General features: G+C 64.2%; 18 protein-coding genes. 4 read left to right on the top strand and 14 right to left on the bottom strand.

Annotation, left to right across the window (positions count from 1 at the left end; all coding sequences use genetic code 11):
• Positions 1 to 185: 185 nt before the first annotated feature.
• Entirely contained in the window at positions 186 to 1,055 is an 870-nt protein-coding gene (locus ACODS5_RS21330; RefSeq protein WP_134694070.1) for a LysR family transcriptional regulator, read from the bottom strand.
• A 10-nt stretch (positions 1,056 to 1,065) separates the two neighbouring features.
• Positions 1,066 to 3,312 carry a heavy metal translocating P-type ATPase gene (locus tag ACODS5_RS21325; RefSeq protein ID WP_134694069.1) on the bottom strand — a complete coding sequence of 749 codons (2,247 nt, stop codon included), beginning with the start codon at positions 3,310 to 3,312 and terminating at the stop codon, positions 1,066 to 1,068.
• A gap of 188 nt (positions 3,313 to 3,500) precedes the next feature.
• Between ACODS5_RS21325 and cadR the strand changes: the two genes are divergently transcribed.
• Positions 3,501 to 3,944 carry a cadmium resistance transcriptional regulator CadR gene (gene cadR, locus ACODS5_RS21320; protein WP_134694068.1) on the top strand — a complete coding sequence of 148 codons (444 nt, stop codon included), beginning with the start codon at positions 3,501 to 3,503 and terminating at the stop codon, positions 3,942 to 3,944.
• An 81-nt stretch (positions 3,945 to 4,025) separates the two neighbouring features.
• On the opposite strand, the gene ACODS5_RS21315 is transcribed toward cadR, so the two are convergent.
• Genes ACODS5_RS21315 through ACODS5_RS21305 form a run of 3 tightly spaced genes read right to left on the bottom strand, consistent with a single transcriptional unit; the run spans position 4,026 to position 6,654 of the window.
• Complete coding sequence (locus ACODS5_RS21315) at positions 4,026 to 4,997, bottom strand: thymidylate synthase (RefSeq protein WP_489109604.1); 972 nt, start codon at positions 4,995 to 4,997, stop codon at positions 4,026 to 4,028.
• A gap of 48 nt (positions 4,998 to 5,045) precedes the next feature.
• Entirely contained in the window at positions 5,046 to 5,855 is an 810-nt protein-coding gene (gene lgt, locus ACODS5_RS21310) for a prolipoprotein diacylglyceryl transferase (RefSeq protein WP_134694066.1), read from the bottom strand.
• Positions 5,856 to 5,871: 16 nt separating this feature from the next.
• Positions 5,872 to 6,654, bottom strand: a complete 783-nt coding sequence (locus tag ACODS5_RS21305) for a sulfite exporter TauE/SafE family protein (RefSeq protein WP_134694065.1) — start codon at positions 6,652 to 6,654, stop codon at positions 5,872 to 5,874.
• A 131-nt stretch (positions 6,655 to 6,785) separates the two neighbouring features.
• Between ACODS5_RS21305 and ACODS5_RS21300 the strand changes: the two genes are divergently transcribed.
• Entirely contained in the window at positions 6,786 to 7,532 is a 747-nt protein-coding gene (locus tag ACODS5_RS21300) for an NRDE family protein (protein WP_489109603.1), read from the top strand.
• 113 nt (positions 7,533 to 7,645) lie between these two features.
• Here the strand turns inward: ACODS5_RS21300 and ptsP are convergent, their stop codons facing one another.
• The 4 genes from ptsP to ilvA form a co-directional block, all read right to left on the bottom strand.
• A complete protein-coding gene (ptsP, locus tag ACODS5_RS21295; RefSeq protein ID WP_134694063.1) occupies positions 7,646 to 9,919 on the bottom strand; it encodes a phosphoenolpyruvate--protein phosphotransferase in 2,274 nt (757 codons plus the stop codon).
• Positions 9,920 to 9,941: 22 nt separating this feature from the next.
• Positions 9,942 to 10,421, bottom strand: a complete 480-nt coding sequence (locus ACODS5_RS21290; protein ID WP_029614755.1) for an RNA pyrophosphohydrolase — start codon at positions 10,419 to 10,421, stop codon at positions 9,942 to 9,944.
• A gap of 138 nt (positions 10,422 to 10,559) precedes the next feature.
• Positions 10,560 to 10,985 carry a DUF2269 domain-containing protein gene (locus ACODS5_RS21285; RefSeq protein ID WP_489109602.1) on the bottom strand — a complete coding sequence of 142 codons (426 nt, stop codon included), beginning with the start codon at positions 10,983 to 10,985 and terminating at the stop codon, positions 10,560 to 10,562.
• A gap of 87 nt (positions 10,986 to 11,072) precedes the next feature.
• A complete protein-coding gene (ilvA, locus tag ACODS5_RS21280) occupies positions 11,073 to 12,587 on the bottom strand; it encodes a threonine ammonia-lyase, biosynthetic (protein ID WP_134694061.1) in 1,515 nt (504 codons plus the stop codon).
• 133 nt (positions 12,588 to 12,720) lie between these two features.
• Here ilvA and rpiA point away from each other — a divergent pair, with 133 nt between their 5' ends.
• Positions 12,721 to 13,395 carry a ribose-5-phosphate isomerase RpiA gene (gene rpiA / locus ACODS5_RS21275; protein WP_134694060.1) on the top strand — a complete coding sequence of 225 codons (675 nt, stop codon included), beginning with the start codon at positions 12,721 to 12,723 and terminating at the stop codon, positions 13,393 to 13,395.
• Positions 13,396 to 13,450: 55 nt separating this feature from the next.
• On the opposite strand, the gene ACODS5_RS21270 is transcribed toward rpiA, so the two are convergent.
• From ACODS5_RS21270 to ACODS5_RS21255, 4 genes are all read right to left on the bottom strand, one after another.
• Complete coding sequence (locus ACODS5_RS21270) at positions 13,451 to 14,350, bottom strand: SdiA-regulated domain-containing protein (protein WP_489109601.1); 900 nt, start codon at positions 14,348 to 14,350, stop codon at positions 13,451 to 13,453.
• A 90-nt stretch (positions 14,351 to 14,440) separates the two neighbouring features.
• A complete protein-coding gene (locus ACODS5_RS21265; RefSeq protein WP_489109600.1) occupies positions 14,441 to 15,361 on the bottom strand; it encodes an SdiA-regulated domain-containing protein in 921 nt (306 codons plus the stop codon).
• A gap of 172 nt (positions 15,362 to 15,533) precedes the next feature.
• Entirely contained in the window at positions 15,534 to 16,199 is a 666-nt protein-coding gene (locus tag ACODS5_RS21260) for a fumarylacetoacetate hydrolase family protein (protein WP_134694057.1), read from the bottom strand.
• A 25-nt stretch (positions 16,200 to 16,224) separates the two neighbouring features.
• Complete coding sequence (locus tag ACODS5_RS21255) at positions 16,225 to 17,622, bottom strand: FAD-binding oxidoreductase (protein WP_134694056.1); 1,398 nt, start codon at positions 17,620 to 17,622, stop codon at positions 16,225 to 16,227.
• 170 nt (positions 17,623 to 17,792) lie between these two features.
• On the opposite strand from ACODS5_RS21255, the gene serA reads away from it, so the two are divergent.
• Positions 17,793 to 19,022, top strand: a complete 1,230-nt coding sequence (serA, locus tag ACODS5_RS21250; protein WP_134694055.1) for a phosphoglycerate dehydrogenase — start codon at positions 17,793 to 17,795, stop codon at positions 19,020 to 19,022.
• A 73-nt stretch (positions 19,023 to 19,095) separates the two neighbouring features.
• On the opposite strand, the gene ACODS5_RS21245 is transcribed toward serA, so the two are convergent.
• Positions 19,096 to 19,572: a DUF4399 domain-containing protein gene (locus ACODS5_RS21245; RefSeq protein ID WP_134694054.1), complete on the bottom strand. Its 477-nt coding sequence runs from the start codon at positions 19,570 to 19,572 to the stop codon at positions 19,096 to 19,098.
• Positions 19,573 to 19,754 lie beyond the last annotated feature (182 nt).

The raw sequence follows: 19,754 nt of genomic DNA, 5'->3' as shown, positions 1-19,754 counted from the left end.
CTGGGGCGCAGCGCTCGACGGCCATCCATGGCCGTCGCCCCACTACGCAAGAACTCCGCTCGGCCTCCTGAAGTCGCAATTTGTGTTGCCTGAACTATTGCGCGCTTAGAAGCAAAATCAAAAGCAGAGCACGAGCACGAAATTTGCGTTGCGACCAATGGTGTTCAGTCAAGAGAAGAGCACTTTCAGAACTGCGATCCAACAACTTCCTGCGCCACGCCAAGAAACGCCGCCGGCAACCGCGCCTGACGCCGCTCTTTCAGGCAATATAAATATTCATGCATCACCGGCGCATTTTCCAACGCCAATACCCGTAACTCCGGATTATGCGGTACTTCATGCCGGGCAATGACACTGATACCGATATTGCGCAAAACCGCCTCGCGAATCGACTCCCGGCTGCCAATCTCCAGCAAAGCCCCAGCCTTGACCCCCGCCTCCTGCATCATCTGCTCAGTCAGCTTGCGCGTGGTCGAGCCCGCTTCGCGCATCAGCAGGCAATGCCCCGCCACCGCATCGATCGACACCGCCTGACGCTGGGCCAACGGGTGGTTTCGATGCACCGCCATCACCAACGGATCAGTCCCCAACACCCGACGCACCAACCGCGCATCCTCGAGCAATTGCGACGACACGGCGATATCCACCCGATAGTCCTCGAGCATTTCCAGCACCTGCTGCGAGTTGCCGATCTCCACCGCCACCTCCACCTGGGGCAGGCGCTCGCGAAAGACCTTCACCAAGTCGAGGATGTAGTACGGCGCCGTGGCGGCGATGCGCAGGCTGCCCTGGGCCTGGCCGCTGTTGCGCAGCTCGAACTCGATGTCGGCTTCCTGCTGCAACAGCGCCTTGACCAACGGCAGCAAGCGCACACCCTCCTCGCTCAGCACCAGGCGTCGACCACCACGGTAGAACAACTCGACGTTGTACTGGCTTTCGAGGTTGCGAATCTGCGTGGTCACCGTCGGCTGGCTAAGCCCGAGCTTCTTCGCCGCCAGGGTGACGCTACCCTGGCGGGCCACCATGTAGAAGGCTTTGAGCTCGGCACTGAGCATTGCATGACCTCTATTTGCGCAATAAACGCAGACCGTTGAACACCACCAGCAGGCTCACCCCCATGTCGGCGAACACCGCCATCCACATGGTGGCCATGCCGGCGAAGGTGATCGCCAGGAAAATCGCCTTGATCCCCAGGGCCAGCACGATGTTCTGGGTGAGAATCGCCCCACATTGGCGCGACAGCCTGACGAACGCCGGGATTTTGCGCAAGTCGTCGTCCATCAACGCCACGTCGGCGGTCTCGATGGCAGTGTCGGTTCCGGCGGCGGCCATGGCGAAGCCGATCTCGGCGCGGGCCAGGGCCGGGGCGTCGTTGATGCCGTCACCGACCATGCCGACCCGGTGCTGCTGGGCGTACAGGCTCTCGATGGTGGCCAGCTTGTCCGCCGGCAACAGGTTGCCCTCGGCGCGGTCTATCCCCACCTGGGCGGCGATAGCCTGCGCGGTGTGCGGATTGTCGCCGGTCAGCATGACGGTTTTGATACCCAGTTCATGCAACTCGGCGATGGCCTGGCGACTGCTGTCCTTGACCGTGTCGGCCACGGCGAACAACGCCAGCGGACCGTTGCGGTCGAGCAGCAGCACCACGGTCTTGCCCTGGCGCTCCAGCACGTCCAGTTGCGCCTCCAGTTGCGGCGAGCACAAGCCGAGTTCCTCCACCAGGCGATGGTTGCCCAGGTGGTAGGTCTGGCCGTCGATATCACCGCGCACACCACGCCCGGCTAGCGCCGCGAACTCGGTGACCTCGTTCAGGACCAGGCCCTGGTCCTTGGCGAACAGCGCGATGGCACCGGACACCGGGTGGTCGGAGCGGGCCGCCAGGCTGGCGGCCAGGGCCTGGGCGCGGTCTTCGAACAGCCTGTCGAGCACCTGGCTGTCGGTCTGCACCGGCTTGCCGTGGGTGATGGTGCCGGTCTTGTCCAGGGCCAGGTAGTCCAGCTTGCGACCGCCCTCCAGGTACACCCCGCCCTTGATCAGGATGCCCTTGCGCGCCGCCGCGGCCAGGCCGCTGACGATGGTCACCGGGGTGGAGATCACCAGCGCGCACGGGCAGGCCACCACCAGCAGCACCAGGGCCCGGTAGATCCAGTCGAACCAGGCGCCGGCCATGAACAGCGGCGGAATCACCGCCACGGCCAGGGCAACGGCGAACACCACCGGGGTATAGATGCGCGAGAACTGATCGACGAAGCGCTGGGTCGGCGCACGGGCGCCCTGGGCCTGCTCGACAGCCTTGATGATGCGCGCCAGGGTCGACTGGCCGGCGGCCGCGCCGACTCGAAACTCCAGCGCGCCGGCCTGGTTGATGGTGCCGGCGAACAGCTTGTCGCCCACGGTTTTTTCAACCGGCAGGCTTTCACCGGTGATCGGCGCCTGGTCGACGCTGGACTGGCCACTGACCACCTCGCCATCCAGGCCGATACGCTCGCCGGGGCGCACCCGCACCAGGGCACCGATGGCTACCTCGCGCACATCGACTTCACGCCACTGGCCATCGGCCTGCTGCACGGTGGCCATGTCCGGCGCCAACTGCATCAGCCCGCCAATGGCATTGCGCGCGCGGTCCAGCGAGCGCGCCTCGATCAGCTCGGCGACGGTGAACAGCACCATCACCATCGCCGCTTCCGGCCACTGGCCGATCAGCACGGCGCCGGTCACGGCGATGCTCATCAGCGCATTGATATTGAGATTGCGGTTTTTCAGGGCAATCCAGCCCTTCTTGTAGGTGCCCAGGCCACAGCCGAGGATGGCGGCCAAGGCCAGCGCGGCCACCAGCCACTCCGGGGCTTTACCGGAGAAATGCGCAAGCTCTGCGGCGATGGCGGCAACCCCCGCCAACGCCAGCGGCCACCAGCGGGTCTTGGCAGCCTGTGGCGCCGCGGCACTGCCATCGTCCTCGGCGGCCAGCGGCTCGGCCTTCATGCCCAGGCTGTCGATGGCCCGCTCGATCTCGGCGGTATCGCCCAGGGTGTGACGCACGCCCAGTACCCGGTTGATCAGGTTGAACTCCAGTTGCTCGACGCCGGCCAGCTTGCCCAGCTTGTCCTGGATCAGGGTCTGCTCGGTGGGGCAGTCCATGGCCTCGATACGAAAGCGACTGAGACGCGCCTGGTCACTGGCCTTCGCGGTCAGTTGCACCTTGGCCGGCGCGGCGTGAGAGCCGCAGCAACTGTGCGCATGGGGTTCGTGGCCATGACCCTTTTCACCATGGTCGTGGTCATGCTTGTGTTCGGGGCTGACAGGCTGGTTCATGGCATCGTCCTTAAAGGGAGCTTGCTTCCTGTAGGAGCCAGCCTAGCTGGCGAAAGCGTCCGCCCAGGCAAAGGTGTCGTCCCTGCTGACGCCTTCGCCGGCAAGCCGGCTTCTACGGGGAGGGTTGTTGCCAAGTGAACACCCTGTAGCCACTATAGGGTCAAGCCCCTTGTTGGAGATTTGCCATCATGAAGATCGGAGAGCTGGCCAAAGCCACCGACTGCGCGGTCGAGACCATTCGCTATTACGAGCGTGAACAGCTGCTGCCAGAGCCTGCGCGCAGCGACGGCAACTACCGGCTGTATACCCAGGCGCATGTCGAGCGGCTGACCTTCATCCGCAACTGCCGCACCTTGGACATGACCCTGGACGAAATTCGCAGCCTGCTGAACCTGCGCGACAGCCCGGATGGCTCATGCGGCAGCGTCAATGCGCTGATCGACGCGCATATCGAGCATGTGCAGGCGAGGATCGATGGGCTGGTGGCACTGCAGGTACAGCTGGTGGAACTGCGGCAGCAGTGCAATGCGCAGGGGGCGGAGTGCGCAATCTTGCAGCAGCTGGAGACGAATGGGGCGGTGACCATGCCAGAGGTGGAGCATTCCCACGTAGGGCGTAGCCACGGGAATTGAAATCACATCGCGGGGCAAGTCGTATCGGTGCGCCGATGCGACTTGCCCCGCGATTGTTCAAGCTCAGGCGTTGAAGGGCTGTCAGACCGCCATCGGCGCCGTCATCGGCGCATGGTGCTCGTAGCCTTCCAGCCAGAAGTCGCTCGGCTCGATCTTCTCCAGCCACTCCGGCTCGTACTTGCCGGTATCGGCAAACGCCGGTACGCGGTCGCTGATCACCAGCTTGGGCGCCGCCAGCGGCTCGCGCTTCATCTGCTCGCCCAGCATCTGCAGGTGGTTCTCGTACACATGGGCATCGCCGATGAAGTAGGTGAACCAGCGCGGGGTGTAGCCGGTCAGGCGGCCGAACAGCGACAGTAGCGCCGCGCCTTCGGTGAGGTTGAACGGCGTGCCCAGGCCCAGGTCGTTGGAGCGAATGTAGAGGGTCAGGGAGATTTCCTTGGTCTCGACATTCGGGTGGAACTGGTACAACAGGTGGCACGGCGGCAGGGCCATCTCGTCGAGCTGGGCGCAGTTCCAGCCGTGGAACAGGATGCGCCGGCTGCCCGGGTCGTTGACGATGGTGTCCAGGCACTGGCGCACCTGGTCGATGGCCTTGTACAGGATGACGAACGCCTGGCCGTCCTCCTCGTCCCTGGCGATCTGGCGGAAGCCCGCCTGTTCGGCCATCGCGATGGCTGCCGGGTTGCTCAGCGCAATACGCTTGTAGCCCGGCCACTGGCGCCACTGCACGCCGTAGATCTCGCCGAGGTCGTCATGGCCCTGGCGGAACGGGTTGGCCAGCCACTGGGCGTTCTCGTTGGCGTTCTGGTCCCAGACCTTGCAGCCCAGGTCGCGGAACTCGCCGGCGTTCTTCACGCTGCGCAAAAAACCCACCATCTCGCCGATCGCCGACTTGAACGCCAGCTTGCGCGTGGTGATGGCCGGGAAGCCTTTTTGCAGGTCGAAGCGCAGCATGGCGCCCGGCAAGCTGATGGTGCGCACGCCGGTGCGGTTCTGCTGCAGCGTGCCGTTGTCGATGACGTCACGCACCAGGTCTAGATACTGTTTCATGGCTTACCTGTAGCAAGGACGGCAGGGGGATCGCCCCTGCCGGAAAAATCAAACGGTGGCCTTGGCCGTCGGTTTGCGGTTGTAGGCCCACCAGATCAGGAACAGGCCGCCGACGATCATCGGCACGCAGAGCAGCTGACCCATGGTCAGCCAGCCGAAGGCGATATAACCCAGTTGCGCGTCGGGCACCCGCACGAACTCCACGATGAAGCGGAAGATGCCATAGAACAGCGCGAACATGCCGGAAACCGCCATGGTCGGGCGCGGCTTGCGCGAGTACAGCCAAAGGATGGCGAATAATGCCACACCTTCGAGGGCGAACTGGTACAGCTGCGACGGGTGACGTGGTAGCTGCGCCGGATCGCTGAACGGCGGGAACACCATGGCCCACGGCACATCGGTGGCCTTGCCCCACAGCTCGGCGTTGATGAAGTTGCCGATGCGCCCGGCCCCCAGGCCGATCGGCACCAGCGGGGCGACGAAGTCCATCAGCTCGAAGAACGACTTGTTGTTGCGCTTGCCGAACCACAGCGCCGCCAGCATCACGCCGATAAAGCCGCCGTGGAACGACATGCCGCCCTTCCACACCTCGAAGATCAGCGTCGGGTTGGCCAGGTACTGGTGCAGGTCGTAGAACAGCACGTAGCCCAGGCGGCCGCCGACGATCACCCCCATCGACAGCCAGAACACCAGGTCGGAGAGTTTCTCGCGGTTCCAGGTCGGGTCGAAGCGGTTCAGCCGGCGCGAGGCCAGCAGCCAGGCGCCGCCGATGCCGATCAGGTACATCAGGCCGTACCAGTGGATTTTCAGTGGACCGAGGGCCACGGCCACCGGGTCGATCTGCGGGTAAGGCAGCATTGTCTTTCCTCTAGATTCAGATAAGGAAGCTGAGTCCGACGCAGAACAGCAGCGCGGCGAACAGACGCTTGAGCACGCGCGGCGACAGTTTGTGCGCCAGACGCGCGCCGTAGCGAGCGAAGAACATGCTGGTGGCGGCGATGCCGACCAGCGCCGGAAGATAGACGTAGCCCAGGCTGTGGGCCGGCAAGTGTTCCTCGTGCCAACCCAGCCACATGAAGCCCAGGGCGCTGGCCAGGGCGATCGGCAGGCCGCAGGCCGACGAAGTCGCCACGGCCTGCTGCATGGGCAGGCTGCGCCAGGTCAGGAACGGCACGGTCAAGGAGCCGCCACCGATGCCGAAGATCGCCGAGGCCCAGCCGATCACCCCGCCAGCGGCGGCCAGGCCCGGCTTGCCGGGGATGCCGCGGCTGGCCTTGGGCTTGAAGTCCAGGGCCATCTGCACGGCGATCACCAGGGCGAACACGCCGATGATCTTCTGCAGCATCGGGCCCTGGATCAACGAGGCGGTCTTGGCCCCGACCAGCGCGCCGAGCAGGATGCCCAGGGTCATCCAGGCGAAGATCGGCCATTGCACCGCGCCCTTGCGCTGGTGCTCGCGCACGGCATTGATCGAGGTGAAGACGATGGTCGCCAGCGAAGTACCGACGGCCAGGTGGGTCAGCACCGAAGGGTCGAAGCCCTGCAAGGTGAAGCTGAACACCAGCACCGGCACGATGATGATGCCGCCACCGACGCCGAACAGCCCGGCCAGCACGCCGGCGCAGGCGCCCAACAGCAGATAGAGAGCGAATTCCATTCGTGGCCCCTGTGGAAAACAATCCGGCATGGTAACGGAAGCCAAGCCCGGCGCTCTAGTGAACTCTGTGTCAGATGATGGATAGCCACCGACTACGCGGGTAGAGTGGCCGAAAACACAGGGGACAACCTATGTGCCTGATCGTATTCGCCTGGCGGCCGGGGCACGCCTTGCCGCTGATCGTCGCGGCCAACCGCGACGAGTTCTATGCCCGGCCGACCCAGGCCCTGGCAGCCTGGGAGGATGCCCCTGGGGTGCACGCCGGGCGCGACCTGGAAGCCGGCGGCACCTGGCTGGGCATCGGCCCGGGCGGACGCTTCGCGGCGCTGACCAACATCCGCGACCCAGGCCGGCCGGTGGGGCCGCGCTCACGCGGCGAATTGGTGGCGGCGTACCTGCAAGGCGAGCTGGGGGTCGAGGCCTACCTGGACCAGGTGGCCAACCGCAGCGGGCAGTACTCGGGTTTCAACCTGCTGGTGGGTGACAGCGAGCGACTGGGTTACCTGCATGCCCGGGAGCCGGCGCCACGCTTGTTGGGCGCCGGGGTCTACGGGCTGTCGAATGCCGGGCTGGATACGCCTTGGCCGAAGCTGGTGAAGGCGCGCAGTGGGTTGGAGGGATTGCTTGAGAGCGCCGATCCACAGCGACTATTGGCGCTGCTGGGCGATACACAGCCTGCGTTGGACGGCGACTTACCTGAGACTGGAGTGGGGCTGGCCACCGAGCGACTGCTGTCGAGCGTGTTCATTGCCAGCCAGAACTACGGGACGCGGGCGAGCACGGTGCTGATCGTGGACGGCCAGGGGCGGCGGCGGATGGTCGAGCGCAGTTTCGGGCCGTTTGGCGGGCACCTCGGGGAGGTCAGCCTGGAGGTTTGAGGTGGTTTACGGGCGGTTCACCGGCAAAGCCGGCTCCTACAGGATAGGCGTAACGCCGCGACCGTCGCAGGAGCCGGCTTTGCCGGCGAAAGGGCCCGTCCAGGCGCAGCGAATCAGAGGGTCTTGTTCGGCCCGATCATCCGCGCCAGCCCGAGGTTCTTCAGTGCCAGCTGCAACGAGCTGTGGATAACTTGCGGGTTGTCGTGGCTCATGGCATCGGCCAGCAACTCACGAGCCTTGCCCAGGTTGACCTGGCGCAGCATCCACTTGACCTTAGGCAGGTTGGTGGCGTTCATCGACAAGCTGTCGAAGCCCATGGCCATCAACAGGATTGCCGCCGCCGGGTCACCGGCCATCTCGCCGCAGATGCTCACCGGCTTGCCTTCCTCGTGGGCGACGCTGACCACCGTCTGCAACGCTTGCAGCACCGCCGGGTGCAGGTAGTCGTACAGGTCGGCGACCCGTGGATTGTTGCGGTCCACCGCCAGCAGGTACTGGGTCAGGTCGTTGGAGCCGACCGACAGGAAGTCCACCTGGCGCGCCAGTTCGCGGGTCTGGTAGACCGCGGCCGGAATCTCCACCATCACCCCCACCGGCGGCATCGGCACGTCGGTGCCTTCGTCACGCACCTCTCCCCAGGCGCGGTGGATCAGGTGCTGGGCTTCTTCCAGCTCGTGGATGCCGGAAATCATCGGCAGCAGGATGCGCAGGTTGTTCAGGCCCTCGCTGGCCTTGAGCATGGCGCGGGTCTGCACCAGGAAGATTTCCGGATGGTCGAGGGTCACGCGAATGCCGCGCCAGCCAAGGAACGGGTTTTCTTCCTTGATCGGAAAATACGACAACGACTTGTCGCCGCCGATGTCGAGGCTGCGCATGGTCACCGGCAGCGGATGGAACGCTTGCAGTTGCTCGCGGTAAATCGCCAGCTGTTCTTTCTCGCTGGGGAAGCGCTGGTTGATCATGAACGGCACTTCGGTGCGATACAGGCCGACGCCCTCGGCGCCACGCTGCTGGGCGCGGGCGACATCGGCGAGCAGGCCGGTGTTGACCCACAGCGGCATGCGGTGGCCGTCGGGGGTGATGCATGGCAGCTCGCGCAGGGCGTCGAGGCCCTGGGCCAGTTGGCGCTCTTCCTCGACCACGTCGCTGTACTGCTTGCGCAGCACCTCGCCAGGGTTGGTGAACACCTCGCCCTTGTAACCGTCGACGATCAGCTCGATGCCATCGACCTTCGAATACGGCAGGTCGACCAGGCCCATTACAGTGGGGATGCCCATGGCTCGGGCGAGGATCGCCACGTGGGAGTTGCCCGAGCCGAGCACCGACACCAGGCCCACCAGCTTGCCTTCGGGCACTTCGCCGAGCATGGCCGGGGTCAGCTCCTCGCTGACCAGGATGGTGTTGTCCTGGTACACCAGCGACTGCGAACGGGCTTCCTGCAGGTAGGCGAGCAGGCGCCGGCCGAGGTCCTTGACGTCAGAGGCGCGCTCACGCAGGTAATCGTCGTCCATCAGCTCGAAACGATTGACGTGCTCGCCGACCACCTGGCGCAGCGCGCCCTGGGCCCACTGGCCGGTCTTGATGACCTCGATCACCTCGCCACCGAGGGCGGCGTCCTCGAGCATCATCAGGTACACATCGAACAGCGCGCGCTCCTCGGGACGCAGCTGGGTGGCCAGCTTGGCCGACAGCTTGCGCATGTCCTCGCGCACGCCTTCGAGGGCGTTGTTGAACAGCTTCAGTTCGTTGTCGATGTCCTCGACGGTCTTGTCCGGCACCACTTCCAGGTCGGCGGGGGGCAGCATCACCACGGCACGGCCGACCGCCGCGCCGGGCGAACCCGGCACGCCGACGAAGCGCGCCTCCTGAATGCCCTTGCCTTGACGCCCCAGGCCACGGATCGAGCCGGTGGCCTCGGCGTGGGCGATCACCCCGGCGAGCTGGGCGCTCATGGTGACCAGGAAAGCTTCCTCGCCTTCATCGAACTGGCGGCGCTCCTTCTGCTGGATGACCAGCACCCCAACCACGCGACGGTGGTGGATGATCGGCGCACCGAGGAAGGAGGCGAATTTCTCTTCGCCGGTCTCGGCGAAGTAGCGGTAGCGGGGGTGGTCGGCGGCGTTCTCGAGGTTGAGCGGCTCCTCGCGGGTGCCGACCAGGCCAACCAGACCCTCGTTGGGGGCCATGCTGACCTTGCCGATGGAGCGCTTGTTCAGGCCCTCGGTGGCCATCAGCACGAAGCGGTTGCTGTCCGGGTCGAGCAAGTACACCGAGCAGACCTGGCTGCCCATGGCTTCCTTGACGCGCAAGACAATGATCCCCAACGCCGTCTTGAGATCTTTGGCGGAGTTCACTTCCTGGACGATCTTGCGCAGCGTATTGAGCATGGCTCGGGGTCGGACTCCGTCGTCAGTCGCGCGTCAGCAGGCGCGGGGCTAGCTCTTTCAGGGCGCGCCGGTACACCTCGCGCTTGAATGTCACCACCTGGCCCAGCGGATACCAGTAGCTGACCCAGCGCCAGCCGTCGAATTCCGGTTTGCCGGTGAGGTCCATGCGCACCCGTTGCTCGTTGCTCACCAGGCGCAGCAGGAACCACTTCTGTTTCTGGCCGATGCACAGCGGTTGGCTGTGGGTGCGCACCAGGCGCTGGGGTAAACGATAACGCAACCAGCCACGGGTGCAGGCAAGAATTTCCACATCCTCGCGCTCCAGGCCCACTTCTTCGTTCAGCTCGCGGTACAGGGCATCTTCCGGCGTTTCATCAGGGTTGATGCCTCCCTGGGGAAACTGCCAGGCATCCTGGTTGATCCGCCGAGCCCATAGCACCTGCCCGGCATCATTCGTAAGAATGATCCCGACATTGGGGCGAAAACCATCCGGGTCGATCACGGCAGCAACCTCGCAAACGCATGTCGCCGCATTGTTCCACAAAGCCCGAGCGCGCAGCAACGCGCCCGCCACGCTTATCTGCGACGCGCTGGCAAGGCTGCACCAGCAAGGCTGGCTCCTACAGGTGGGAGCAGGCCCTCAAACCGGCTTGGCGCCCATCAGGCCGGCAATGGACAGGAAGCACGCACCACTGAACAGCGCCAACGCCAGGGTGAATTTCAGGCCCACCGCCTCGGCCTTGCGCAGGCGGTTCAGGCGCACCAGCAACCACCACACGGCGAACGCGCCAACGCTGTAGATGACGCTGGAGGCCAGCACCCAGGTCTGCCCCAGGGGCCAACCGACCAGGTGCACCAGCCACCAGCCGGTGAACGGCATGCTCACCAGGCATAGGCCCATCAGCAGCCAGACGAACAGCAGCGGCCGGCGCAGCAACTTGGCATAGGCCTCGCTGTCACCCTGGCGGCGGGCCCGCCAGGTCCAGATCGCCAGGCCCAGGGCGCCGAGCAGCAGCAAGGCGGTGGCGAGGATGTGCAGGGTCTTGAGGGTGGTCAGGTGTTCCATTTTGCCTTCGTCCTTCTTGCTGATGGCCGCATCGCGGGGCAAGTCGCATCGGCGTACCGCCGCTCCCACGAGGCCAGTGTGGCGTGTTCAGCCCAAGAATAGCCGGTACGCCGGGTTCTCGGTTTCGTCCCAGTACGGGTAGCCGATCTTGGCCAGTGCCGCCGGCACCAGGTGGCGTTCTTCCTCCGGCACTTGCAGGCCCGCGACCACGCGGCCATCGGCGGCGCCGTGGTTGCGGTAGTGGAACATCGAGATGTTCCAGCGCCCCCCCAGCTTGTTGAGGAAGTTGAACAGCGCCCCTGGGCGCTCGGGAAACTCGAAGCGCAGCACCATCTCGTCGCTGGCTCCGGCCGAGTGGCCGCCGACCATGTGGCGGATATGCAACTTGGCCAGTTCGTTATCGGTCAGGTCGGTCACCGGGAAACCCTGCTCGCCCAGTTGCTGCACCAAGGCGGCACGCGGGTCGGTTTCCGGGTGGGTCTGCACGCCGACGAAGATATGCGCCTCGTCGGAGGTGTGCTTGCGGTAGTTGAATTCGGTGATCTGGCGTTTGCCGATGGCCTCGCAGAAGGCCTTGAAGCTGCCCGGGCGCTCGGGAATGGTCACGGCGATGATCGCCTCGCGCTTCTCGCCCAGCTCGGCGCGCTCGGCCACATGGCGCAGGCGGTCGAAGTTGACGTTGGCGCCTGAGTCGATGGCCACCAGGGTCTGCCCGGCAACGCCCTTGAGCTCTACGTACTTCTTGATCCCAGCCACGCCCAGGGCGCCGGCAGGTTCGGTGATCGAGCGGGTATCGTCGTAGATATCCTTGATTGCCGCGCAGATCTCGTCGGTACTGACGGTGATCACCTCGTCCACATGATGGCGGCAGATGTCGAAGGTGTGCTGGCCGATCTGCGCCACGGCAACGCCATCGGCGAACAGCCCGACCTGGGGCAACACCACGCGCTCGCCAGCGGCCATGGCGGCCTGCAGGCAGTTGGAGTCGTCCGGCTCGACGCCGATCACCTTGATTTCCGGGCGCAGGTACTTCACGTAGGCGGCGATGCCGGCGATCAGGCCGCCGCCGCCGACCGGCACGAAGATCGCGTCCAGCTGGCCCGGATGCTGGCGCAGGATCTCCATGGCCACCGTGCCCTGCCCGGCAATGGTGTGCGGGTCGTCGTAGGGGTGGATGTAGACGAAGCCTTTTTCCTCGACCAGCTTCAGCGAGTAGGCCAGCGCCTCGGGGAAGGAGTCGCCGTGCAGCACCACCTTGCCGCCCCGCGAACGCACGCCTTCGACCTTGATTTCCGGGGTAGTCTTGGGCATCACGATGGTCGCCTTGATCCCCAGTTCGCGAGCCGCCAGGGCCACGCCCTGGGCGTGGTTGCCGGCCGAGGCGGTGACCACGCCGCGGGCCAGCTCCTCGGCACTGAGCTGCGCCAGCTTGTTGTAGGCCCCGCGAATCTTGAACGAGAACACCGGTTGCAGGTCCTCGCGCTTGAGCAGCACCGTGTTGCCCAGACGCTTGCTCAATTGCCCGGCGCTGTGCAGCGGGGTTTCGACGGCAACGTCGTAGACGCGCGAGGTGAGGATCTTCTTGACGTACTGTTCGAGCATCGGAAAGCTTCACTGGGCCGCGGGACAAGGGCTGGGAGTCTACCGCAGCGCTACGTCGGGCGACCACAGCAACGCCGCAGGAGCCGTTATACTAGGCAACTTTCGAAATCCGCCCGCCCCTCCCGGAGCCCGCATGACCCAGGACCAACTCAAACAGGCCGTCGCCCAGGCCGCCGTCGACCTCATCCTGCCGAAACTGGACGACAAAAGCGTCGTCGGTGTCGGCACCGGCTCGACCGCCAATTTCTTCATCGACGCCCTGGCCCAGCACAAGACCGCCTTCGACGGCGCCGTCGCCAGCTCCGAAGCCACCGCCCAGCGCCTGAAGGGCCACGGCATTGCGGTATACGAGCTGAACAGCGTCAGCGAGCTGGAGTTCTACGTCGACGGCGCCGACGAAAGCGACGCCCACCTCAACCTGATCAAGGGCGGCGGCGCGGCCCTGACCCGCGAGAAGATCGTCGCGGCAGTGGCCAAGACCTTCATCTGCATTGCCGACGCCAGCAAGCTGGTACCGGTGCTCGGCGCCTTCCCGCTGCCGGTCGAAGTGATCCCGATGGCCCGCAGCCACGTCGCGCGCCAGCTGGTCAAGCTGGGCGGCGACCCGGTCTATCGCGAAGGCGTGGTCACCGACAACGGCAACGTCATTCTCGACGTGTTCAACCTGCAGATCACCGACCCGGTGGCGCTGGAAAGCCAGATCAACGCCATCGTCGGCGTGGTCACCAACGGCCTGTTCGCCGCGCGTCCAGCCGATGTGCTGCTGCTGGGTACCGCTGAAGGCGTGAAGACCCTCAAGGCCGAATAAACAGGCAAGCCCGCTCCCACATTGCTTGTGGGTGCGGGCTTGCCCCGCGAAGGCATCAAGGCTGCTTGAACACATAGAACAGGTTCGGCTCACTGACCAGGTAGATGGTCCCCGCCTCGTCCATCGCGATCCCCTCCGCCTGCGGCACCGTCGCCTGCAAACCCTGAAAGCCCTTGCGCAACGACAAGGTGCTCAACGGCCGACCTTTGACATCCAGCTCCAACACCAGCCGCGACTCGTCCGACAGCGCCAGCAGGTGCCCACTGCGCTCGTCGAACTGCAAGCTGGACAAGTCACGCACGAACAGCCGGCGGTCACGCTTGCGGTCCTGCACCACGTGCACGGCATAGGGTTTGTCGGGATTGTCGTGGGGGAAGCCGTGCACCTCGTAGATCATCATCGGGTCACGCTCCTTGGCCACGAACAGGCGCTTGCCGGCCGAGTCGTAGGCCAGCCCCTCGAAACCCTTGTTGCCGTTCAGGCCGATGCCCAGGGACAGTTGCTCGGCATCGTTGGCGTCGAGGAACAGCGTGTCGTCGTCCAGGCGCACACGTATCAACCGCTGCTCACGCTCGTCGGTGATCACGTAGCTGTTGGGGCCCACGTACTCCACCGCCTCGGGGTCGCCGAAGCCGGTCAGCGGCACCCGCCGCAGGATGCGCCCGTCCAGTGATAGCTCGATCAGCTCCGACTTGGCGTTGGTGACGGTGAACAAGCTCTTGCGGTCAGGGTCGTAGGTCAGCGCCGAAATATCGTCGTCCAGCCCTTGGACGGGCTGCGCCTCGATCACCACTTGGTAACGGTCCAGGCCCATGCTCTGCTCGGCCGGCTGCCACCAGGTCTTGAGGTTGAACCAGCCGCGCTCGAACAGCCGGAACTCGTGCCCGGCCACGCCCAGCACGAGCAAAGGAACGAACACGACAAAGACCAGAAACAGGCGAAAGGGACGGCGCATGGTGGCAGACTCGGCTGAAGGAGCACGCATCTAACCACTATCAACTGAAGCAAAGCTTAATGCCATCATCGGCAATAGCTGAGGATGCTGTCAGGGTTTTCTGAAGCGATAGAACAGGTTCGGCTCACTGACGATATACAGCGTGCCTTGCTCGTCCATGGCCACGCCCTCGGCCCGCGGGACGGTGTCCTGCAGGCCATTGAAGCCGCCCAGCAGGGTCATGAAACTGACCTGTTCGCCCTGCTCGTCCAGCTCCAGCAGCATGTTGGAGTCGGCCGAAAGCACCAGCAGGTGACCGGTGCGCGGGTCGACACCCAGGGCCGACAGGTTGCGCAGGTCCAGCTCGTCGTTGGGCAGTGCTTGCTTGTCGCCCTGCAAGGGGCTGCGGCCATCGGTGCTCCAGGTGTACAGCTTCGGCGGACGCTCCTCGCCGATGATCAGGCGTTGACGCGACGCGTCCCAGGCAATGGCCTCGTAGCCCTTGTTGCCCTTGCCGGCGTCACCCAGGTCGTGGCTCGGGTAGTCGCCGCGGTCGAGCGAGGTAGTGGTGGCATCCACCTTGACCACTGTCAGGTCATGATGGCGCTCATCGACGATGGCGATCTGGCCGTCCTCGAGCACCGCAACGCCTTCAGGGTTGGCCCAGCCGACCAGGGGGATCTTGCGCAGGACATCGCCTTCGAGGTTCAGCTCGACGAGAAACGGATGCTTGCCCATTACCGAGAACAGCGTGCGGGTTCGCGGGCTGTAGGCCAGATCGGACGCTTCGTCACGCTCCATGCCAGGCAATGGCTTGGCATCGATGTCTGCCACATAGTCTGGCAACCAGATGCTCTCCTGACGCTCGGCCTGGCTCTCGAAGCCTTCCTTCACCCACAACAGCCCACGGTCATCCCAGTGCATGGCCATCACCACCCCATAGCCGATCAACGCTGCCACAGCCAAGGCAAAGGGCCAGCGCCGATAGAAGCGGCGCTTGGCAAGGATCGGGGTACTGGCGGGAGACGGCATGCAAGGGTCCTGGAAGAAATAGGCGAAGTTTTGCGCATTATCCGGATAAGGTGTGAAAAAAACGGTAAAAGCACAGGCAAAGCCTGTAGGAGCCAGCCTTGCTGGCGAACCAGGCGACGCGGAGGATGGCACCGGCTACGCCGGCGCCTACCTGGATCTGGGCGAGGCCGGGTCAGAGCACCCGGCCTTCGAAGCGGCTGGCGCCGGGAAGCTCGAGCACCAGTTCATCGCCAACATTGAACGGCCCCACGCCGGCCGGGGTGCCAGTGAGAATCACATCGCCCGGTTGCAGCGCAAAGTGCCCTGCAATGTGCTGGATCATCGGCACGATAGGGTTGAGCATAAGCGCGCTGTTGCCATCCTGGCGCACTTCACCATTGATGGTCAGACGAATTCCGATATCGGCCAGATCGTCGAAAGTCCCCGCCGACACGAACGGTGGCAACACACAGGCACCATCGAAGCTCTTGGCCAGTTCCCACGGCAGGCCCTTTTCCTTTAGCGTTGCCTGCACCTCGCGCAGGGTGAGGTCGAGCGCCGGGGCATAGCCGGAAATGGCGTCGAGCACCTCTTCCACGGTCGGATGGGTGGACAGCGGCTTGCCCAGCAGCACGGCGATCTCCGCCTCGTAATGCACCGAACCGCGGTCGGTCGGGATCTTGAAACCACCTTCCAGGGGCACCACACAACTGCCCGGCTTGATGAACAGCAGCGGTTCGCTGGGGATAGGGTTGTCCAGTTCCTTGGCGTGCTCGGCGTAGTTACGGCCGATGCACACCACCTTGCCCAGCGGGAAGTGAATACGCGTGCCGTCTACGTACTGGTGCTGGTAACTCATGGCCGACTCCTGTGAACACTGCTTTTTATTCGGGAGCGAAGATCTTACCCGGATTCATGATGCCGTTCGGGTCGAACACCGCCTTGATTGCCTTCATGCAGGCGATTTCCTCCGGCGAGCGGCTGTAGCCAAGGTAGTCGCGCTTGGTCATGCCCACGCCGTGCTCGGCGGAGATCGAGCCGTGGTAGCGCTCGACGATCTCGAACACCCATTTGTTGACCTTGGCGCACGAGGCGAAGAAGTCATCCTTGCTCATGGCGTCGGGCTTGAGGATGTTCAGGTGCAGGTTGCCGTCGCCGATATGGCCATACCAGACCACTTCGTAGTCGGGGTAGTGCTCGCCGACGATGGCATCGATATCGCGCAGGAACGCCGGGACCTTGGAGACGGTGACGGAAATGTCGTTCTTGTACGGGGTCCAGTGGGAGATGGTCTCGGACAGGTACTCGCGCAGCTTCCACAAATTCTTCAGCTGCGTCTCGCTCTGGCTCATCACCCCATCCAGCACCCAACCTTGCTCGACGCAGTGCTCGAAGGTGGCCAGCGCCTCGTTGGCCACCTCCTCGGTGCTGGCCTCGAACTCCAGCAAGGCATAGAACGGGCACTGGGTGGCGAACGGCGCCGGCACGTCGCCGCGGTCCATGATCTTGGCCAGGCCCTTGTCGGAGAAGAACTCGAAGGCAGTCAGGTCGAGCTTGCCCTGGAAGGCGTGCAGCACCGGCATGATCGCGTCGAAGTCGGGCGTGCCCAGTACCATGGCGGTAAGGTTGCGCGGCGCGCGGTCCAGGCGCATGGTCGCCTCGACCACGAAGCCCAGGGTGCCCTCGGCGCCGATGAACAGCTGGCGCAAGTCGTAGCCGGTGGCGTTCTTGATCAGGTCTTTATTCAGCTCAAGCAACTCGCCCCGGCCAGTGACCACCTTCAGCCCGGCCACCCAGTTGCGGGTCATGCCGTAGCGAATCACCTTGATCCCGCCAGCGTTGGTGCCGATATTGCCACCCACCTGGCTGGAGCCGCTGGAGGCGAAGTCCACCGGGTAGTACAGCCCCTGATCCTCGGCGAACTGCTGAAGCTGCCGGGTTACCACGCCCGGCTGGCACACGACGGTTCTATCGAACTCATTGAAGGCCAGGATCTGGTTCATGTAGTCGAAGGCGACCACCACCTCGCCATGGGCGGCCACCGCAGCGCCCGACAAGCCTGTACGCCCGCCCGATGGCACCAAGGCGACCTTGTGCCTGTTGGCCCAGCGCACGATGGCCTGGACTTGATCGATGGATTTGGGGAAGACGATGGCGCTGGGCGCGGGCGGATAGTGCTTGGTCCAGTCCTTGCCGTAGGTGTCGAGCGAGGCGGGGTCGGTGAGGACCTTGCCAGGGTCGACCAGGGTCATCAGTTCATCAATTACCAGGGACTGGGTCATCGCGGGAACTCTCGACTTATTCATAGTCACCCTGAGCACGCTTCACCTGTCGGGATAAGCTCAGATTGAGTCGCGTATGCTAGCATAGCCCTCCCGCTGTTCGTGCTAAGGCCGACGCCGCGCCGCTTCACCCCCCTCGCCATTTTTCTCCGGGATACAGGTTTACGCAGATGAGCAAGACTTCTCTCGACAAGAGCAAGATCAGGTTCCTTCTTCTTGAAGGCGTCCACCAGAATGCGGTGGATACCCTGAAGGCTGCCGGGTACACCAATATCGAGTACCTCACCGGTTCGCTGCCAGACGCCGAACTCAAGGAAAAGATCGCAGATGCCCACTTCATCGGCATCCGCTCGCGCACCCAGCTGACCGAAGAGGTCTTCGACTGTGCGAAGAAACTGGTCGCGGTCGGCTGTTTCTGCATCGGCACCAACCAGGTCGACCTGGGCGCTGCCCGCGAGCGCGGCATTGCCGTGTTCAACGCGCCGTACTCCAACACCCGTTCGGTGGCCGAACTGGTGCTGGCCGAAGCGATCCTGCTGCTGCGCGGCATCCCTGAGAAAAACGCCTCCTGCCACCGTGGCGGCTGGATCAAGAGCGCGGCCAACTCGTTCGAGATCCGTGGCAAGAAACTGGGCATCGTCGGCTACGGCTCGATCGGCACCCAGTTGTCGGTCCTGGCCGAGAGCCTGGGCATGCAGGTGTACTTCTACGACCCGCTGACCAAGCTGCCGCTGGGCAACGCGACCCAGGTCGCCAGCCTGAACGAACTGCTGGGCCTGGCCGACATCGTCTCGCTGCACGTGCCGGAGCTGCCATCCACCCAGTGGATGATCGGCGAGAAGGAAATCCGCGCGATGAAGAAGGGCGCGATCCTGATCAACGCCGCCCGTGGCACCGTGGTCGAGCTCGACCACCTGGCCGCCGCGATCAAGGACAAGCACCTGATCGGCGCCGCCATCGACGTGTTCCCGGTCGAGCCGCGCTCCAACGACGAAGAGTTCGAAAGCCCGCTGCGTGGCCTGGACAACGTGATCCTGACCCCGCACATCGGTGGTTCCACCGCCGAAGCCCAAGCCAACATCGGCCTGGAAGTGGCCGAGAAACTGGTCAAGTACAGCGACAACGGTACCTCCGTGTCGTCGGTCAACTTCCCTGAAGTGGCCCTGCCGGCCCACCCGGGCAAGCACCGCCTGCTGCACATCCACGAAAACATCCCGGGCGTGCTCAGCGAAATCAACAAGGTGTTCGCCGAGAACGGCATCAACATCTCCGGTCAGTTCCTGCAGACCGACGAGAAAGTGGGTTACGTGGTGATCGACGTCGACGCCGAGTACTCGGACCTGGCCCAGGAAAAACTGCAGCATGTGAAGGGCACTATTCGCTCGCGCGTACTGTTCTAAGTTTGCCAGTTGCATGAAAAAGGGAGGCCCTGGTGGCCTCCCTTTTCCGTTGCGCGTGTCTACAGAGCAAGCGTCATTTGACGTTGACGGTGATCTTCTGCGACTCGACGCTCGGCTTGAACGGCACGTGGTACATGTCGCCCAGCACCAGTTGCAGGGTGTGCTTGCCCGGTGCCAGGGTGATGGTCGCCTCGGTCTGCGCCTTGCCGAAATGCAGCACTTGCGGGCCGGCAGGCAAGGGGGCGTTGTTCTCCGGCATCAGGCTGGTCGGCAGCGGCATGTCGGCGACCGGCGCCTTGTCCACGTCCACCAGCAGGTGGTGATGCCCGGTGTGCGGGGTCTGGTCGCCAGCGGGCTTCAGACCCATGCCCTCGATACCGAACTTGACGGTGAAGGTCTTGTCGACCGTGGCCCCGTCGGCCGGGGAAACGATGAAGACCTTGGCGCCTTCCGGTGGCTGCTGGCTCTTCAGGGCATCCGCGGCACTGGCGAACACCGACACCCCCATCAGCAGACCGGCGACGGCAGCACGCGAAAATAGGCTTTTCATTCACTTCTCCTGTAATTCACTTCAAATGACCGCTATCACTTAAACGAAGTGCGGCGGTACTTCACCATAGTCCACCTGCACCTGGAGTGGTTCAAAAATCACCGCGCAAATATTTGCCCAGCATGGCAAACATAAGGCTTGGACCGAGGTCATAGGCTGCGTTCGACCGGCGCATGCACAAA

It is taken from the genome of Pseudomonas sp. FG47 (genome assembly GCF_057809115.1).
The sequence above is the reverse complement of the archived record's forward strand: the minus strand, read 5'-3'. Positions and strand labels throughout refer to the sequence as shown.

Excerpts from the sequence above, each read along its gene's own strand:
- ACODS5_RS21285 (WP_489109602.1), bottom strand. The coding sequence starts at position 10,985 with ATGGAACACCTGACCACCCTCAAGACCCTGCACATCCTCGCCACCGCC.
- ACODS5_RS21255 (WP_134694056.1), bottom strand. The coding sequence starts at position 17,622 with ATGACCCAGTCCCTGGTAATTGATGAACTGATGACCCTGGTCGACCCT.
- ACODS5_RS21265 (WP_489109600.1), bottom strand. The coding sequence starts at position 15,361 with ATGCCGTCTCCCGCCAGTACCCCGATCCTTGCCAAGCGCCGCTTCTAT.
- ACODS5_RS21270 (WP_489109601.1), bottom strand. The coding sequence starts at position 14,350 with ATGCGCCGTCCCTTTCGCCTGTTTCTGGTCTTTGTCGTGTTCGTTCCT.
- ACODS5_RS21305 (WP_134694065.1), bottom strand. The coding sequence starts at position 6,654 with ATGGAATTCGCTCTCTATCTGCTGTTGGGCGCCTGCGCCGGCGTGCTG.
- ACODS5_RS21315 (WP_489109604.1), bottom strand. The coding sequence starts at position 4,997 with ATGAAACAGTATCTAGACCTGGTGCGTGACGTCATCGACAACGGCACG.
- ACODS5_RS21325 (WP_134694069.1), bottom strand. The coding sequence starts at position 3,312 with ATGAACCAGCCTGTCAGCCCCGAACACAAGCATGACCACGACCATGGT.
- serA (WP_134694055.1), top strand. The coding sequence starts at position 17,793 with ATGAGCAAGACTTCTCTCGACAAGAGCAAGATCAGGTTCCTTCTTCTT.
- lgt (WP_134694066.1), bottom strand. The coding sequence starts at position 5,855 with ATGCTGCCTTACCCGCAGATCGACCCGGTGGCCGTGGCCCTCGGTCCA.
- ACODS5_RS21260 (WP_134694057.1), bottom strand. The coding sequence starts at position 16,199 with ATGAGTTACCAGCACCAGTACGTAGACGGCACGCGTATTCACTTCCCG.
- ilvA (WP_134694061.1), bottom strand. The coding sequence starts at position 12,587 with ATGCTCGAACAGTACGTCAAGAAGATCCTCACCTCGCGCGTCTACGAC.
- ACODS5_RS21245 (WP_134694054.1), bottom strand. The coding sequence starts at position 19,572 with ATGAAAAGCCTATTTTCGCGTGCTGCCGTCGCCGGTCTGCTGATGGGG.
- ACODS5_RS21300 (WP_489109603.1), top strand. The coding sequence starts at position 6,786 with ATGTGCCTGATCGTATTCGCCTGGCGGCCGGGGCACGCCTTGCCGCTG.
- ptsP (WP_134694063.1), bottom strand. The coding sequence starts at position 9,919 with ATGCTCAATACGCTGCGCAAGATCGTCCAGGAAGTGAACTCCGCCAAA.
- ACODS5_RS21330 (WP_134694070.1), bottom strand. The coding sequence starts at position 1,055 with ATGCTCAGTGCCGAGCTCAAAGCCTTCTACATGGTGGCCCGCCAGGGT.
- cadR (WP_134694068.1), top strand. The coding sequence starts at position 3,501 with ATGAAGATCGGAGAGCTGGCCAAAGCCACCGACTGCGCGGTCGAGACC.
- rpiA (WP_134694060.1), top strand. The coding sequence starts at position 12,721 with ATGACCCAGGACCAACTCAAACAGGCCGTCGCCCAGGCCGCCGTCGAC.